Below are 15448 nucleotides of genomic sequence, written 5' to 3' on the forward strand. Positions count from 1 at the left end.
CAGGCGGGGCAACGATTACTGGCGTTCGCGAATCAGCGCTTCCTGGGTGGTGGACGCCACCAGCCGGCCGTCCTGGGTAAAGAAATTACCCCGGTTAAACCCCCGGCCACCTGCCGCACTCGGGCTATCCTTGTCATACAGCAGCCACTCGTCCATGCGGAAGTCCCGATGGAACCAAATGGCGTGATCCAGGCTCGCCACCTGCATATTGCGGCTCAGGAAGCTCCGCCCATGAGGAGCCAGGGACGTGCCCAGGAAGGTGAAATCCGAGGCATAGGTCAGCAAACAGCGGTGCAAGACCGGATCGTCTGGCAGCGGCCCCAGGGCTCGGAACCAGTTCTGGCGGTGGGGCGGCTCCTTTTCCGGCTTGAACGGATTACCCGGATTCACCGGCCGGATCTCGATGGGCCTTTCTCGCGTCATCATCTCCCGCAGTTTTTCCGGCGCCTGCTCTGCAAGTAGCTTGCCCCACTCCTGCTCGGATTTGAGCTCGTCGGGGCCCTGCTCCACTTGCGGCATATCGAGCTGGTGCTCAAAGCCCTGCTCTTCGGCCTGGAACGACATGGAACCCGTCAGAATTTCCCGGCCATCCTGCCGGGCGATGACACGGCGAACGGAGAAGGTGCCCCCATCACGCACCCGCTGCACCTCATAATCAATCGGCATACTGTGATTGCCCGGGCGCAGAAAATACGCGTGCAGGGAGTGACACAACCGGTCTTCCACGGTGCGACTTGCTGCCATCAGGGCCTGGCCCAGCACCTGCCCACCAAATACATGGGGAAACCCCAGGTCTTCGCTGTCGCCCTGAAAATGGTCGTCCCCCATGGGCGAGAGGTCCAGCAAATCCACCAGTTTTCGGGTTACTTCCCGCATACTTGCTCCTGTTACCGTTTTAAAGTCGAGATCAGACGCCAAAACCCATTAGCTTCCGAACGGCTTTCTACCTCAGCTGCCGGAATTTGGCAATGCCAACGCACGACCAGCGGCAACTGCCCTGCAATTATCCGCCTGGCTTGTCATTCGATCTCGACCATCTCGAAATCCTCTTTGCCAACGCCGCAGTCCGGGCATTCCCAGTCATCCGGTACATCTTCCCATTTGGTGCCCGGCTCAATGCCGTCTTCCGGCCATCCCTCGGCTTCGTCATAGATAAAACCACACACCATGCATTCCCATTTTCTCATACTGTTTACCTCACAGGGTGATTTCGCCTTTTGGGGAACCTTGTTCAAGTTATCCTGCCAATCGCGGCAAGTACAGACAACGACCCGGATATCGCCACTCCCTTCAGTCGCAACACTTCGGTATAATCGGCCGTTTTACGACAGGATCGACCGTTATGAGCGACACCGTCACCGAAATGAACCAGGTTATGGCCGAAGCCGACTGCCTGGTGAATGAACAGCAGGTACACAGTGCCATCGAGACCATGGCCGGGGAAATCACCGAGCGCCTGCACGACCGCAATCCGCTGCTGTTCTGCGTTATGAACGGCGGCCTGATCCTGACCGGCCAGTTGCTGCCGCAGCTGAAGTTCCCGGTCCAGGCCGAATATCTGCACGCCACCCGTTACCGCCAGGAAACCACCGGCGGCATCCTGGAATGGAAGCTGCGCCCGGAAGTCGACATGAAGGACCGGACGGTGCTGATTGTGGACGACATCCTGGATGAAGGTACGACCCTCTGCGCCATCGCGGATTACTGCCTGACCCACGGCGCCCGGGAAGTGCTCACGGCTGTACTGGTGGACAAACAGCATGAACGCAAGGCCCGCCCGGACCTGAAAGCGGACTTCACCGGCCTGGAAGTGGAAGACCGCTTCCTCTTTGGTTATGGCATGGATTACAAAGGCTACTGGCGCAACGCTCCCGGCATTTATGCAGTCAAAGGACTGTAACCGGCCGGGCATCCCCGCCACGCGCTGGTACCGTTCCCTGGCAGCAGCTGGACTTTACCGCCCGGACGTCCACGGTCCGGCCGGTTACTGGCTGCAGGTCCAGGGCTCCTTTACCCAGGCCCTGAAACAGCGGTGCCGCCACAGCTTCCGGGTTCAGGTGTGCCGGGAAGGCTTCTCACGCCCTTCCCCGGAAGAAGCCCAAACCCTGGGCCTCGCCAATCGCCAACTGGCCTGGATTCGTGAAGTCCGGCTGATTGGCGACGGGCACCCCTGGGTACTGGCCCGGACGGTTATCCCCCTGGACTGTTTTGAAGGTCGCGGCCGCCAGCTGCGCCATTTGGGCAACAAACCTTTGGGTGCCTTCCTGTTCAGCAGTCCGGAGTGGCGCCGCGGTGATCTTGAAACCGGTCTATGCCAGCCGCTGCACAACCGTCAGCCCCGGCTCGCCCGTCGCTCCCTGTTCTATCGCGGCACCAGCGCCCTGATGGTCTGCGAATACCTGTTGCCTGAGCTGTATCAATAGCGCCCACTTTCACTCCAGCTCACCCGCTGGCTATAATCGGCCCTGCTTCCAGCTCCCGACCGATGGATGACCATGCCATGCTGCAAAACGCCATGCCCGATCCCGTCCGCACCCGCCTGATTGATTACGCCCGGCTGCTGCGCATTGATCGCCCGATTGGCAGCTTGCTGTTGCTCTGGCCCACCTGGTGGTCGCTCTGGCTGGCCGCCAGCGGCATGCCCTCATTAAGCAATATCGTGGTATTTACACTGGGTGTGTTTTTCATGCGCGCCGCCGGCTGTGCCATCAACGATTTTGCCGACCGGGACTGGGACCGGCACGTCGAGCGCACCCAGGACCGCCCCCTGACCACCGGGCGCATCCAGGCCTGGGAGGCCTTGGCCTTGTTTGCCGGTTTGTGCCTGATTTCCTTCCTGATGGTGGTGTTTTTCACCAACACCCTGACCCTGTATCTGTCTTTCGGCGGTGCCCTGCTGGCCTTCATCTATCCCTTCATGAAGCGCTACACCCACCTGCCCCAGCTGTTCCTGGGCGCAGCGTTTTCCTGGGCCATTCCCATGGCCTGGGCGGCCGAAGCCGGTGAACTGAGCCAACTGACGTGGCTGCTGTTCACCGCCAACGTACTCTGGACCGTGGCCTACGACACCCTCTACGCCATGGTCGACCGGGATGACGACCTGAAGGTGGGTATCAAATCCACCGCCATTCTGTTCGGCGATGCTGACCGGGTGATCATCGGCATCCTGCAGGCCCTGGTGGTGGTTGTCCTGGTTATTGCCGGCAACCAGGCAGAACTCGGCAGCTTCTATTACCTGGGCGTGGTTGGCATGGCCACATTGTTCGTCTATCACCAGTACCTTGCGCGGGAGCGGGCCCGGGCCGGCTGTTTCAAGGCGTTCCTCAACAACAACTGGGCCGGTTTCGCGGTCTTCGTGGGGCTGGCCCTGGACCTGGCGCTCTGATTCCCCTGGGGTGTCATATACTTGTAACACGTTAACGTTGTAATGACCCTGCAACGAAAACGGTGAGTGTGAACCACACTCTTCAGGTCTGAAACAGGTTGAAGCTCATGACTGGAAAAACTGTCCTGATTGTCGACGATGAATCCGCCATCCGCGAGATGATCGCCGTGGCGCTCGAAATGGCAGATTACGATTACCTCGAAGCCGAGGATGCCCGCCAGGCGCACGCACTGGTTGTCGACAAACAGCCCGACCTCATCCTGCTGGACTGGATGCTGCCCGGCACCAGCGGCGTTGAACTGGCCCGCCGCCTGAAAAAAGACGAAACCACCGCCGACATCCCGATTATCATGCTGACCGCCAAGGTTGAGGAAGATAACAAGATTCAGGGCCTGGAAGTGGGTGCCGACGATTACATCACCAAGCCGTTCAGCCCCCGGGAACTGGTGGCGCGCCTGAAAGCGGTGCTGCGTCGCACTACTCCGCCTGGCGTGGATACACCCATTGAAGTGGAAGGGCTAACCCTGGATCCCATTGGTCACCGCGTCTATACCCAGGACGGTGAGGTGAACATCGGCCCGACCGAATACCGTCTGCTCCAGTTTTTCATGACCCACCAGGAGCGGGTCTACACCCGCTCACAGTTACTGGATCAGGTCTGGGGTGGTAATGTTTACGTTGAAGAGCGTACGGTTGATGTACATATCCGCCGACTGAGAAAGGCGCTGGGTGCAAAATACGACCACCTGGTCCAGACGGTGCGGGGCGCCGGCTACCGATTTTCCACTAAAGTCGCCTGATCGGCCCAGCGTTACGCATCAACACCAGACCGTCGACAAGGTAGAACTTGATGCAACACAATTGGTCACATTATCTGCGTGTGATTATCGCCCTTTTGACAGGGACCACCCTGATTGGGTGGGCCTTCGGTTATCCGCTGTACGGCCTTTTGTCTGGCCTGATTGCCTATCTGTGTTGGACACTGGTGCAAAGCAGGCGCCTTTATTACTGGCTGGCCAATCCCGCCGCCTCGGATGAGCCGCCCCGAAGCATCGGCCTGTGGGGCGACATCCTGGACAAGCTGCACAAACTCCACCGCAGCCACCTGCTGGCCGAAGACCGCCTGCGGGCGCAGATCAGTCGGGTTCAGGAATCCACCAACGCCATGCGCGATGGCGTCATCATGACCGACGCCCGGGGCGTGATGGAGTGGTGGAACGGATCTGCTGAACAACTACTGGGATTCAAGCGCAGCACCGACCAGGGACAGTTCATCCACAACCTGATCCGCACACCCGCGTTCAAGGCCTACTTCGATGCCCGGGATTACCGCGACCCCCTGGAAATTCATTCCCCTGCCCGCCCTCACATCCGCCTGCAGGTCCAGATCAGCCTTTTTGGAGAAGACGACCGCCTGATCGTCGCCAAGGACGTCACCCGCCTGTATCAACTGGAGCAGATGCGCCGGGATTTCGTGGGCAACGTTTCCCATGAGATGCGCACACCACTGACGGTGATCAGCGGATACCTGGAAACCCTGGTGGACCACAGCGATGAACTGCCTATGAAATGGCGCCGGGCCATCAATACCATGGCCGACCAGGCCTCACGCATGGAAGCGCTGATTACCGACCTGATCCTGCTGTCGCGGATTGAAACCGGAGAACACACCGCCGACGACACCCAATCCGATCCCGAGGCGTTGATCCGGCAGATCTGCGGAGATGCTCGCACTCTCGGCCGGGACAAGCATCAGGAAATCACCGTGGACATCAATGATCATCGCCTGCTCAAGGGCGATGAAGGCCAATTGAGAAGCGCGTTCTCCAACCTGATTTTCAACGCGGTCAAATACACGCCGGCCGGTGGCACTATCCACGTTTCCTGGAGTGCCAACCGCGACGGGGCCCACTTCTCGGTGAAGGACACCGGTATCGGCATTGATCCGGTCCATATTCCGCGCCTGACGGAGCGTTTCTATCGAGCCGATCCCAGCCGCCACAAGGATACCGGAGGCACCGGCCTGGGGCTGGCCATCGTCAAACACGTGCTCATCAACCACGATGGCAACCTGGAAATCCGTAGCGAACCCGGCCAGGGCAGTGAATTCATCTGTCACTTCCCCAAGGAGCGTTTGGTGGAACGGCTGCCGGAGCCCCAAGCCGAGCACTAAAGCCGTTCTCCGGGCGGAGGTTCCCAGGCCCGGAGCAGCCGGTTACCGGTTACCCGCCCGGAAGGTGGCGACAAAGCGCGACAGGTCTTCCATCTTCTGTGGATCGTCATCCACAAATCGGATGGTCACGCTGATAAAGTCGCTGTCCTGACGGCGATCCACCGCCTGCAACTGGTGGACGTAGCCGTTCAATCGGGCGGTTTTTTCCGGGCCGATCTCCATATCCACCACCGCCTGATCCAGAATGCCCGGGAACTCCTGGTCCCGCTTGGCAATCACCCGCACTTCCGTGAGATTGATATCCTTGACCACGGATGTCAACGTGCTGTCGGCAAACCGGACCTGGGCAACACTCATCGAACCCTTGGCGGCGGGCTTTTTGGCCGGCGAAGGCGCGCTGGAGGCGGCCAGCAATGGGTTATCGGCGGCTGCCCTGGCGTTTTGGTCAGGGGCAGGTTTGGCCGGCGGCGTGTCCCGCTTCTGGGTCAGCAGTGCCGCCGACTCCTTGAAGGCATCGGCCGGGCCTTCCATGGATTTGCCGCTACGACCCATGGCGTCTTTCAGCCGCCGCCCCATCACCTTGATGATCTTCTTGCTCAGCCCTTCCGGGCTGAAGGGCTTGCCCAGGTATTCGGACACGCCCTCTTTCACCGCTTCGACCACATGGTCCTTGTCACCACGGCTGGTGATCATGATGAACGGCACTTTTTCGTAATGGGGCTGCTGGCGCATCCACTGCAGCAGTTCCAGGCCGGACATTTCCGGCATTTCCCAGTCACACAGGACCAGGTCAAAGGTGGTTCGCGACATCAGTGACTGCGCCCGCCGCCCGTTCTGGGCATCGGTGGTCTCGATAACCGGGAACCGCTGGCGAACCGTTCGTTTCACCAGATCACGCACAAAGCTGGCGTCATCCACCACCAGCGCTTTCAGGGCTGCCATAAAAAATTCACTCCGGGGCCATACAGTGGCCCTCACTATAGAACATCCGGGGCGTTTCGTTGGAACCTTTGCGACCAAAAGACGACAAACCGTTCTGCACGGTATTTTATGGGACCGAAAACGCGCTAACATGGCTTCAAAGAGCCTTCTTTACATTACGCGAGGTGATCTGTGGTTCACGCGAGTACGCGCAAAGCACGCTGGCACGTGGTTCCGGCCCTTGGGCTGGCCTCTCTGCTCATCAGTCTGCCGGCCCAGGCCGAGGAAACCCTGAGTGAGTCCGAGTTTGCCCAGTGCAAGCAGCGGCTCGAGGAGCGGGCTATCAACGCCGGCGTGAGTGCGCCAGTCGCCCGGGATGTCATGGCCCGGGCCGAATACCTTGACCGGGTCATCGAACTGGACCGCCGGCAGCCTGAGTTCACCACCACCTTTGCCGAGTACCTGAACCGCCGGGTGAATGCCGACCGCATCGCCAGGGGCCGGGAACTGCTGCGGGAACACCGGGGGCTGCTGAACGAGGTCACCGAAAAGACCGGTGTCCCCGCCCCGTATCTGGTGGCTTTCTGGGGCCTGGAAACCAATTACGGCAGCTATTTCGGCAAGATGCAGGTGCCCAGTTCCCTGGCCACCCTGGCTTGCGATCCCCGTCGTAGTGAGTTCTTCAGCCAACAGTTGATTGCCGCGCTTCGCATCATTGATGAAGGCGCCATTTCCGCGGACCAGATGGAAGGGTCCTGGGCCGGTGCCATGGGCCATGTGCAGTTCATGCCCACCGTGTTTCTGAGACATGCCGTGGACGCCGACGGCGATGGCCGTCGTGACCTGTGGAACAGTCTGCCCGATGCCATGCTCTCCGCCGGTCGCTTCCTGGAATCCATGGGCTGGGATGGCGAATACCGCTGGGGGCGGGAAGTGCTGCTGCCGAATGACTTCGATTACAGCCTGGCCGATGGCCGACGCCTACCCCTGGACGACTGGCGGGAAATGGGCGTGACCGATGTCTGGGGACACCCGGTGCCGGACGAGCCCATTGATGCGGCCATGGTGGTTCCCAGCGGCCACGAAGGGCCGGCCTTCCTGGTCTATAACAATTTCCGGGTGACCATGGGCTGGAATCGCTCGGAATTCTACGCCATTGCAGTGGGCCACCTGGCCGATCGTGTCGCTGGCGCGGGCGGCTTGCATACTCCGCCGCCGGAAGACCAGCCGGCCCTGTCCCGTGACCAGATCCTGCAACTGCAGGAAGCCCTTAACCAAAAAGGCTTCAGCAGCGGCGAACCCGACGGTATCCTGGGGTCCAATACCCGCAACGCCATTCGCCGGTACCAGAGCGCCCAGGATATGATTGCCGATGGCTTTCCTTCCCGGGAAGTGCTGGAAAGCCTGGCAGTGAAGGGTATCTCCGAAACCGACGATGAAAGCGGCTAGCGAGGCTGGCTACTGAGCCATGGATTCAGTCACTCAAGCTGCCCTTGGGGCGACGATTGCGGGCACCGTCGCTGGCAAATCGCTGGGCCGTTCTGCCCTGCTGATCGGCGGTGTGCTGGGCACCCTGCCCGACCTGGATGTGGTCATTGATTACGGCAGCGCCGTGGCCAACTTCACCCAACATCGGGGCTTCAGCCATTCCCTGTTCTTGCTGGCACCACTGGCCATACTCCTGGCCTGGGCCTTCTGGCGCTGGCGCCCTCAGGTGTCACTGGCCCGGTGGCTGACGCTGACCGGGCTGGTTCTGCTCACGCACCCCATTCTGGACGCCTTCACCACTTATGGCACCCAGCTGTTCTGGCCCATTGGGCCGCCGGTTGCCATCAGCAGCATCTTTATCATCGACCCGCTGTATACGCTGCCGCTGCTGCTCGCCTGCATCGCCTTCCTGATACGCCCGCCAGCGCCACGCATCATGGCCGTGGGATTGATGCTTTCCACGCTGTACTTGGGCTGGACGCTGGTTGCCCAGCAGTGGATGACCGAAAGGGTGAAGCCCGCGCTCGCACAGGCTGGATTGGATTCCTACCAATTGCTGGTCCAACCCATGCCATTCAACACCTTGCTCTGGCGTGCGACTGCCATCAGCGACGAGCGTCGGATTGAAATTGTTACCGGCGTTTTCGATGGAAACCAACCCCTGACCCTGGAGCATTTCCCCCGCAATCCCGGGCTTCGACGCCAGGTGGCCTCATTGCCGGAGGTAAAGCGGCTGGAATGGTTCACCCGGGGGTTTCTGGACTACCAACAGTCCGGTGATCAGGTGATTGCCACCGATATCCGCCTGGGCGTTCCCGGCGCTCATCCATTCAGCTTTGTGGTGGCTGCAAACTCGGCTCAGGGCGTTACCCCGCTTGGCAGTACCCGCCTGCCCCGTCCGCCACTGAAAGCCGATGCATCCAACCTTCTCTGGAACCGGATTACCGGCGAACAGCCAATACTTTGCCTGGCCACCCTTTCGGCACCTGCACCAGGAGAGGGATGCTAATGCGTCTGGACCAGTTCGTCGCCAATAGCACAACCTTGTCGCGCAAGGACGCCAAACGGGCCATTGCAGCCGGGCGAGTGCGCGTAAACGACAAGCCCTGCAAACAGGCCAGGCAGCACATATCGGCACGAGATAGCGTCCAGCTGGACCACCAGCCGGTGGCGATGCCTGAAGAGCTATACCTGATGATGAACAAGCCTGCCGGTGTGATCAGCGCCACCACCGACAGCAACCAGGCCACCGCATTGGATCTGCTGCCGGTAGAACTGGCGGCACGGGTTCATATTGCTGGCCGCCTGGACAAAGACACCACGGGCCTGCTGCTGCTCACCAGCGACGGTCAATGGTCCCACCAGATCACTTCGCCGCGTCGGGACTGCCCCAAAACCTACCGCGTCAGCCTGGCGGAACCGCTTGGCGATTCGGCCAGAAAACAGTTGGAAGAAGGGGTGCTATTGAAAGGCGAGGACACGCCCACCAAACCCGCCCGCGTGGTCCAGCACGCCGACACTTTGCTAGACCTGACCATCCACGAGGGTCGCTACCATCAGGTCAAGCGCATGCTGGCGGCGGTGGGCAACCGGGTGACGGCATTACACCGGCAGAAGATTGGGCTGGTGACTCTGGATGAGCGGCTGTCACCTGGCGAATTTCGGCCCCTGACAGCCGATGAGATTCAGGCCTTCAATGGTTGAGTGTTGCGCTCAGGGCGCCGCTTCAAACTTCTGGGCTTGCAGATTCTTACGCACCTTTCCGGCCTCAAACACCTCACCGTTCATGGCAATATAAACCCCCGGCGGCAACAATTGCAGTGCGGCCCAGGCAAAACCCAGATTGAACACCGCATCGGTGCGGCGCATGCGGGCCGGTTGCATGGCACCTGTCAGCACGATGGTGCGCCCGGGCACCTGCCGAAGCTGCTCGGCAGTCAGCGCCATCGTATCCGTACCATGAGTAATCAGTATCCGCTGGGCGTCTGATTCACGAACCGCTGCCTTGATGCATTGCCGATCCTCATCCGTCAGTTCCAGACTGTCCTTTCGCATCAATTCAGCGAGCTGATAGCCCTCATGGATGCCGGCTTCGGCCAACAGCTCCCGCAGCAGGCTATCGCCAATCTCAAACTGACTGTTAGCATCGAAGTACACCTTATCGATGGTGCCGCCGGTAGTGAAAATCTGGATCATTGCTGCCCCACTTTAGCTTAGATTGTTCCCGGAAGTTTAATGGTTACGGACACCGATCACACCCTGGAACCATTGGCATCGGCACCCCGCAAAATATGCAGAAGCGACTGACCTGTATCAAGAGCGGGGGTACAGGAGCGTTTTACACTCATTTGACCTTTTTATCCTACGGAGGCCTCCCATGTCATCGCCCGATCCATCTGCTTCTTCTGAAGCCAACAGCAATGCCTATCGGTATTGGCGGCAGGGTTATGGCGTGGTGCAGCATTCCGAACAGACTGCACAACAGGTGCAGCACCTGGCGGAGCGACTGGTTGCCGAGGGTTTCCAGCCCGACGCGGATACCGTCTACCGGAAACTGGCCGCCCTGGACCGCCTGACCAGCGCTGGAATGTGGCTGGTGGTGCACATGACCTACTGCCGCCGGGTGGATATCGCCGGCGCTCCATTGAGCTCACTGGATTTCAAAACCCATCCGGAAGGCCATACCGGCGGTGCCCTGAATATGGTCCCGGCCTATGCCGCCTACCTTGCGCTGAACAACCTCACAGGCCAAACCCGAAGCTGGCTGATGGGCCAGGGCCATTGCGTGGCCGCCATTGAAGCCCTGAATGTGTTGACGGGCAACCTGCATCCGGAGCAACAGCGCCGCTACCTGGCTCCGGACGGTCTGTCCCGCCTGGCTTGCGATTTCTACAGCTACCAGCAAAAACCCGATGGTTCCATGGCCGCGCCTTTGGGCAGCCACGTTAACCCGCACACAGCCGGAGGCATTCTCGAAGGCGGCTACCTTGGGTTTGCCGAGTTGCAATACGCCCACATGCCCCTGCCTGGCGAGTCCCTGGTGGCCTTCCTGTCCGACGGCGCAGCCGAGGAACAGCGCGGCAGTGACTGGATCCCACGCTGGTGGCGCGCCGAGGACTGTGGCCTGGTGTTGCCGGTCATGATCGCCAACGGCCGGCGTATTGAGCAACGCACCGAACTGGGCACACCCGCTGGCCTGGAGCGCTTTGAAGCCCATCTGGAGGCAAGGGGGTTCGAACCTTACCGGTTTGACGGCAAGGACCCCGCGGCATTTGTTTGCGCGTTGTTCGAAATGGAACAGGGCCTGTCCGCCCAAAGCGAAAGCACGCCCCAATACCCTGCCCGAATTCCCTACGGCATTGCCGAGACCATCAAGGGCTTTGGCTTCTACGGTGCCGGCGACAACGAAGCTCACAACCTGCCACTGCCCGGCAACCCACGCCTGGACGCCCGCGCCCGGGATCTGTTCAATGAATACGCCGCCCCTCTGTGGGTGGAAACCGGGGAGTTGGGCATGTCGGTGGCCATGCTTAACGAACACCAGCAACAGCAACGGCCGCTGGAACGGGATCATCCGCTGACCCAACGCAATCCGGCCGACCTGAATCTGCCGGTTCTGCCCTGGGGACAGAATCAGGCCTCCCCCATGACCGCCGTGGATGAATTCTTCCAGGCGCTGGTGGAAGACAATCCAAGGCTGCGACCGCGGGTGGGCAACCCCGATGAACTGGCCAGCAACCGACTGACCGGCATTCTGAAGCGCCTCAAGCATCGCGCGAATCAGCCGGAGAACAAGCAGGAGGACGTGCATGGCAAGATCATCACGGCCCTGAATGAAGAGGCGGTGGTTTCCGCCTGTCTGGCCAATAAGGCCGGCATCAACCTGGTGGCCAGCTACGAAGCCTTCTGCGTCAAGATGCTCGGGGCCATCCGCCAGGAACTGACCTTTGCCCGAAGCCAGAAAGAGGCCGGGCGCCCGCCCAAATGGCTGGGGTTACCGATTGTTGCCACTTCCCACACCTGGGAAAACGGTAAAAACGAGCAATCACACCAAGACACCACCTTCTGCGAAGCCATGCTGGGGGAGATGAGCGACGTGTCCCGGGTACTGTTTCCCGCGGACTACAACAGCACCCTGGCGGTACTGCCCTCGGTGTACGAAAACCGGGGCCGCATCAGCTGCATGGTAGTGCCCAAGCGCGAGCGGCCCTGTGTGTTCAACGACACGGAAGCCGAAACCCTTGCCCAGCACGGCGCCCTTGTGGTCGATGAAGACACCTCAGCGGGCGAAGAGCCCCTGCTGATGATCGCCAACGGTGCCTACCAGTTATCGGAAGCCATCCGCGCCTGCGAGCGGCTGCGTGATACCGGCGCCCCGTTCCGCCTGGTGTACATCCAGGAACCGGGGCGTTTCCGATACCCAAGGGACCCGATGGAATCCAGCGCCTGCCTGACCGAGTTCGAACGGGAGCGCCTGTTCCCCTATCGCATGCAACGGCGGGTAGCGCTCACCCACATGCGCCCGGAGGTATTCCGGGGCCACCTGCCAGCCCTGTTCCCGCATCCGATGCATTCCCGGGTTCTGGGCTATATCAACCATGGCGGCACCCTCAATGAGAGCGGCATGCTCTTCGCCAACCATTGCACCTGGGGCCATGCCCTGGCGGCCTGTGCGGCGGTACTCGAAAAGCCACCCGGTGAATGGCTGTCCAGTGCGGAACTGGCGGCGGTGGAAGGCCGGGGTGATCCTTCCGTTATCACCCGCGGGCTGCCCTGAACAGCCGGCCCCGGATGAGAGTTTCCAGCTCAAGAATCAGGAGCACCGCGACGCCAGTCAAGGAGCAGAAGGCCAATTGGGCCAGGGAGAGGGCTGCCGTGCCGAAGGTTACCTGGAACCAGGGAGTAAAAGTAAACAACAGCTGCAGTACCACCACGGCGGATACCGCGATCAGCACACTGGGGGTGCCCAGTACGCCCCGCAGGGTTACCGAGGCAGTGTCCAGATAGCGCACGGCAAACAGGTAGAAGACCTCCATTGCCACCAGCGTGTTCACCGCCAGCGTACGGGCCACTGTCTGATCGGCGAATTGGTGCATGCCCCAGAACCAGGCGCCGAAAATTCCCGCCAGGAAAAGCAGCGATACAAACACCACCCGCCAGACCACAAAACCCGCCAACAGGGACTGATCCCGGGACCGGGGTGGTTGCTCCATGACATTCGGCTCCGGCTTTTCAAACGCCAGGGTCATGGCAAGGACCACCGAGCTGACCATATTGACCCAGAGAATCTGCAGCGCGGAAATGGGTAGCGTCAGGCCCAGCAGCAAGGCGGCCACCAGGCTGACAGACTCACCACCGTTAATCGGCAAGAGAAAGGCGATCCCCTTACGCAGGTTGGCATAGACCGCCCGACCTTCTCGCACCGCAGCCGCGATGCTGACGAAATTGTCGTCCAGCAATACCACGGAGGCGGCCTGACGGGCAGCTTCCGAGCCTTTCACCCCCATGGCGATGCCCACATCGGCCCGCTTCAGGGCGGGTGCATCATTGACCCCGTCCCCCGTCATGGCCACTACCCCGTGCAGAGCCTGCAAGGCCTTAACCAGACGAAGCTTATGCTCCGGACTGGTGCGGGCAAACACATCGACTTCCCCAACCAGCGCCTCTAGCTGCTGGTCACTGAGTTGGTCCAGTTCCCTCCCGGTAAGGACCTTGTCCGGATTGCGCAATCCCAGCTTACGGGCGATGGCGCAGGCCGTCAGGGCATGATCACCGGTGATCATTTTGACCCGGATCGCCGCCAGGTGGCAGTCCTTGATGGCCCGGATCGCTTCATGCCGGGGCGGATCCATCAGCCCCACCAGGCCCAACAATTCCGCGCCCTCGCTCAGTTCCTCGATGACCAGTTCGGTGGTGCCAATGGCCATGGGGCGGCGTGCGAGCGCGAGGACGCGCAGTCCGTCCCTGGCCATGCCGGTGACCAGCCTTTCCCACTTCTCCCGGTCCAGATCAACCAGCTCACCACTGTCAGAGACCTCCTTCCGGCACATGTCCAGAATCTTTTCCGGAGCCCCTTTGAGATAGGCGGTCCCATGGCCATGGTGGTCGTGGTGCAAAGTCGCCATGAAGCGGAGCTCGGTATCAAAGGGGACCTCATCAACCCTCGGCCAATCATCGGTAATGGTCTCTACATCAAACTCGGCCTTACGGGCGAAAACTTTCAACGCTGCTTCCATGGGATCGCCATGGATAACGGGAAGGCCATCGCGCTCAGTCAGGGTTGAGTCATTACATAGAGCGGCAGCCTTTGCCAGCTCGGACAAGACGAGATGATTTCCCGCCTCCTGGCCATCCATGCAGACTCTGCCATCCGCTTGGTACCCCTCCCCGGTAACCTCAAAGCGCTGCTCTCCGACAGCAACAGCCGTCACCATCATTTCGTTACGCGTCAGGGTTCCCGTCTTGTCGGAGCAGATCACCGATACCGCCCCCAGGGTTTCGATCACCGGCATGCGCCTTACCACCGCCTGACGACTGGCCATCTGCCGGACGCCAATGGCCAGCGTAATCGTCAGGATGGCTGGCAACCCTTCAGGAATGGCGGCCACCGTGAGCCCAACCACCGCCATAAATAGCTCTCGAAACGCCAGGCCGCTGAATGCGAGTCCACCCAGAAAAATCGCCAAACCGGCCAGGATCACAATGATCGACAGGCCACGGGCAAAACGGTCCATTTGTTCAAGCAAGGGTGTTTTCAACGATGGCGTACTGGCAAGCAGTCCCGAGATGTGACCAATTTCCGTATTCACGCCCGTGCGCACCACCACCCCGCGACCGGTACCTGTGGCCACCATGGTTCCGGAAAATGCCATTCCGGACTGGTCTCCAAGCACAGCGGCCTCATCCACTGGCTCGGGTAGTTTGCCAACGGCCTCAGATTCACCTGTCAGGATGGCTTCTTGAATGTTCAGGTTGTGGCACTTCTCGAGACGAATATCAGCCGGTACCCGATCCCCCGCCTCCAGCAACACTGTGTCGCCGGGTACCAGTTCGGTGGCATCCAGCATGTGTTGACCATCGGCTCGAACCACGCGGGCTTTCGGTGCCAACATGTGCTGAATGGCGGACAGCGCCTGTTCTGCCCGCCCCTCCTGAATAAAACCGACCAGGGTCTGAACCACCACGACCGCCAGGATGACACCCGCATCCACCCAGTGCCCCAAGGTCGCGGTAATAGCCGCGGCCCCCAAAAGAACATAAATGAGGAAATTGCGAAGCTGGCGGGCAAGACGAGCTAAAGGACCACTTTTCCGAACCTCCGGCAGGCGGTTGGGACCAAACTCGGCCAAACGTTCACGGGCTTCCTGCGCGGAGAAAGGCCCTTGCGCCGAGAGCGAACTCCGCACTTGAGAGGGCGTAAGGGCATGCCAGGACGGGTTGGGACCAGCCGGGGAATCAAGACGTTCGGGCATCAGAGCACT

Annotated in this window: 14 protein-coding genes; 9 read left to right on the plus strand and 5 right to left on the minus strand. The window is 60.6% G+C overall.

What is annotated here, in order from left to right; all coding sequences use genetic code 11:
- Window positions 1-15: 15 nt before the first annotated feature.
- Entirely contained in the window at window positions 16-876 is an 861-nt protein-coding gene (gene tesB / locus BY454_RS11680; protein ID WP_104416651.1) for an acyl-CoA thioesterase II, read from the minus strand.
- Between the two features lie 143 nt (window positions 877-1019).
- Window positions 1020-1187, minus strand: coding sequence for a rubredoxin (locus tag BY454_RS11685; protein WP_104416652.1), 168 nt, complete (start codon window positions 1185-1187; stop codon window positions 1020-1022).
- A gap of 155 nt (window positions 1188-1342) precedes the next feature.
- Here BY454_RS11685 and BY454_RS11690 point away from each other — a divergent pair, with 155 nt between their 5' ends.
- The 5 genes from BY454_RS11690 to phoR all read left to right on the plus strand — a co-directional run bounded on the left by BY454_RS11690 (window position 1343) and on the right by phoR (window position 5558).
- A complete protein-coding gene (locus BY454_RS11690; protein WP_104416653.1) occupies window positions 1343-1900 on the plus strand; it encodes a hypoxanthine-guanine phosphoribosyltransferase in 558 nt (185 codons plus the stop codon).
- Window positions 1881-2423 carry a chorismate--pyruvate lyase family protein gene (locus tag BY454_RS11695; RefSeq protein WP_104416654.1) on the plus strand — a complete coding sequence of 181 codons (543 nt, stop codon included), beginning with the start codon at window positions 1881-1883 and terminating at the stop codon, window positions 2421-2423. The genes BY454_RS11690 and BY454_RS11695 overlap by 20 nt, the downstream gene beginning before the upstream one ends.
- A gap of 77 nt (window positions 2424-2500) precedes the next feature.
- Complete coding sequence (gene ubiA / locus BY454_RS11700; protein ID WP_104416655.1) at window positions 2501-3385, plus strand: 4-hydroxybenzoate octaprenyltransferase; 885 nt, start codon at window positions 2501-2503, stop codon at window positions 3383-3385.
- 107 nt (window positions 3386-3492) lie between these two features.
- On the plus strand, window positions 3493-4185 hold the full coding sequence (gene phoB / locus BY454_RS11705; protein WP_104416656.1) for a phosphate regulon transcriptional regulator PhoB: 693 nt from the start codon (window positions 3493-3495) through the stop codon (window positions 4183-4185).
- A 50-nt stretch (window positions 4186-4235) separates the two neighbouring features.
- A complete protein-coding gene (gene phoR, locus BY454_RS11710) occupies window positions 4236-5558 on the plus strand; it encodes a phosphate regulon sensor histidine kinase PhoR (protein WP_104416657.1) in 1323 nt (440 codons plus the stop codon).
- Between the two features lie 42 nt (window positions 5559-5600).
- Here the strand turns inward: phoR and BY454_RS11715 are convergent, their stop codons facing one another.
- Window positions 5601-6500, minus strand: a complete 900-nt coding sequence (locus tag BY454_RS11715; RefSeq protein ID WP_104416658.1) for a response regulator — start codon at window positions 6498-6500, stop codon at window positions 5601-5603.
- Window positions 6501-6725: 225 nt separating this feature from the next.
- Here BY454_RS11715 and BY454_RS11720 point away from each other — a divergent pair, with 225 nt between their 5' ends.
- From BY454_RS11720 to BY454_RS11730, 3 genes are read left to right on the plus strand one after another with little or no spacing between them, the layout of a single operon-like run.
- The gene (locus tag BY454_RS11720) at window positions 6726-7928 is read left to right on the plus strand and encodes a lytic murein transglycosylase (protein WP_374953552.1); all 1203 of its coding nucleotides are present in this window, start codon (window positions 6726-6728) and stop codon (window positions 7926-7928) included.
- A gap of 19 nt (window positions 7929-7947) precedes the next feature.
- Entirely contained in the window at window positions 7948-8976 is a 1029-nt protein-coding gene (locus tag BY454_RS11725) for a metal-dependent hydrolase (protein WP_104416660.1), read from the plus strand.
- Window positions 8976-9671, plus strand: a complete 696-nt coding sequence (locus BY454_RS11730) for a pseudouridine synthase (RefSeq protein WP_104416661.1) — start codon at window positions 8976-8978, stop codon at window positions 9669-9671. Before BY454_RS11725 ends, BY454_RS11730 begins: the two co-directional genes overlap by 1 nt.
- Before the next feature lie 9 nt (window positions 9672-9680).
- Here the strand turns inward: BY454_RS11730 and BY454_RS11735 are convergent, their stop codons facing one another.
- Window positions 9681-10163, minus strand: a complete 483-nt coding sequence (locus BY454_RS11735) for an asparaginase domain-containing protein (protein ID WP_104416662.1) — start codon at window positions 10161-10163, stop codon at window positions 9681-9683.
- Window positions 10164-10344: 181 nt separating this feature from the next.
- On the opposite strand from BY454_RS11735, the gene BY454_RS11740 reads away from it, so the two are divergent.
- On the plus strand, window positions 10345-12744 hold the full coding sequence (locus tag BY454_RS11740) for a xylulose 5-phosphate 3-epimerase (protein WP_104416663.1): 2400 nt from the start codon (window positions 10345-10347) through the stop codon (window positions 12742-12744).
- Here BY454_RS11740 and BY454_RS11745 read toward each other — a convergent pair.
- Window positions 12725-15439 (minus strand): cation-translocating P-type ATPase, encoded by a 2715-nt coding sequence (locus BY454_RS11745; protein WP_104416664.1) that lies wholly within the window; start codon window positions 15437-15439, stop codon window positions 12725-12727. The genes BY454_RS11740 and BY454_RS11745 overlap by 20 nt on opposite strands.
- Window positions 15440-15448 lie beyond the last annotated feature (9 nt).

It is taken from the genome of Marinobacter persicus (assembly GCF_002934325.1).
Classification (GTDB): Bacteria; Pseudomonadota; Gammaproteobacteria; order Pseudomonadales; family Oleiphilaceae; genus Marinobacter; species Marinobacter persicus_A.

What these genes read in the sequence shown, in the direction of transcription:
- phoB (WP_104416656.1), top strand. Translation starts at nt 3,493, where the DNA reads ATGACTGGAAAAACTGTCCTGATTGTCGACGATGAATCCGCCATCCGC.
- BY454_RS11695 (WP_104416654.1), top strand. Translation starts at nt 1,881, where the DNA reads ATGCAGTCAAAGGACTGTAACCGGCCGGGCATCCCCGCCACGCGCTGG.
- BY454_RS11740 (WP_104416663.1), top strand. Translation starts at nt 10,345, where the DNA reads ATGTCATCGCCCGATCCATCTGCTTCTTCTGAAGCCAACAGCAATGCC.
- BY454_RS11685 (WP_104416652.1), bottom strand. Translation starts at nt 1,187, where the DNA reads ATGAGAAAATGGGAATGCATGGTGTGTGGTTTTATCTATGACGAAGCC.
- BY454_RS11730 (WP_104416661.1), top strand. Translation starts at nt 8,976, where the DNA reads ATGCGTCTGGACCAGTTCGTCGCCAATAGCACAACCTTGTCGCGCAAG.
- BY454_RS11745 (WP_104416664.1), bottom strand. Translation starts at nt 15,439, where the DNA reads ATGCCCGAACGTCTTGATTCCCCGGCTGGTCCCAACCCGTCCTGGCAT.
- BY454_RS11735 (WP_104416662.1), bottom strand. Translation starts at nt 10,163, where the DNA reads ATGATCCAGATTTTCACTACCGGCGGCACCATCGATAAGGTGTACTTC.
- BY454_RS11715 (WP_104416658.1), bottom strand. Translation starts at nt 6,500, where the DNA reads ATGGCAGCCCTGAAAGCGCTGGTGGTGGATGACGCCAGCTTTGTGCGT.
- tesB (WP_104416651.1), bottom strand. Translation starts at nt 876, where the DNA reads ATGCGGGAAGTAACCCGAAAACTGGTGGATTTGCTGGACCTCTCGCCC.
- BY454_RS11725 (WP_104416660.1), top strand. Translation starts at nt 7,948, where the DNA reads ATGGATTCAGTCACTCAAGCTGCCCTTGGGGCGACGATTGCGGGCACC.
- ubiA (WP_104416655.1), top strand. Translation starts at nt 2,501, where the DNA reads ATGCTGCAAAACGCCATGCCCGATCCCGTCCGCACCCGCCTGATTGAT.
- phoR (WP_104416657.1), top strand. Translation starts at nt 4,236, where the DNA reads ATGCAACACAATTGGTCACATTATCTGCGTGTGATTATCGCCCTTTTG.
- BY454_RS11690 (WP_104416653.1), top strand. Translation starts at nt 1,343, where the DNA reads ATGAGCGACACCGTCACCGAAATGAACCAGGTTATGGCCGAAGCCGAC.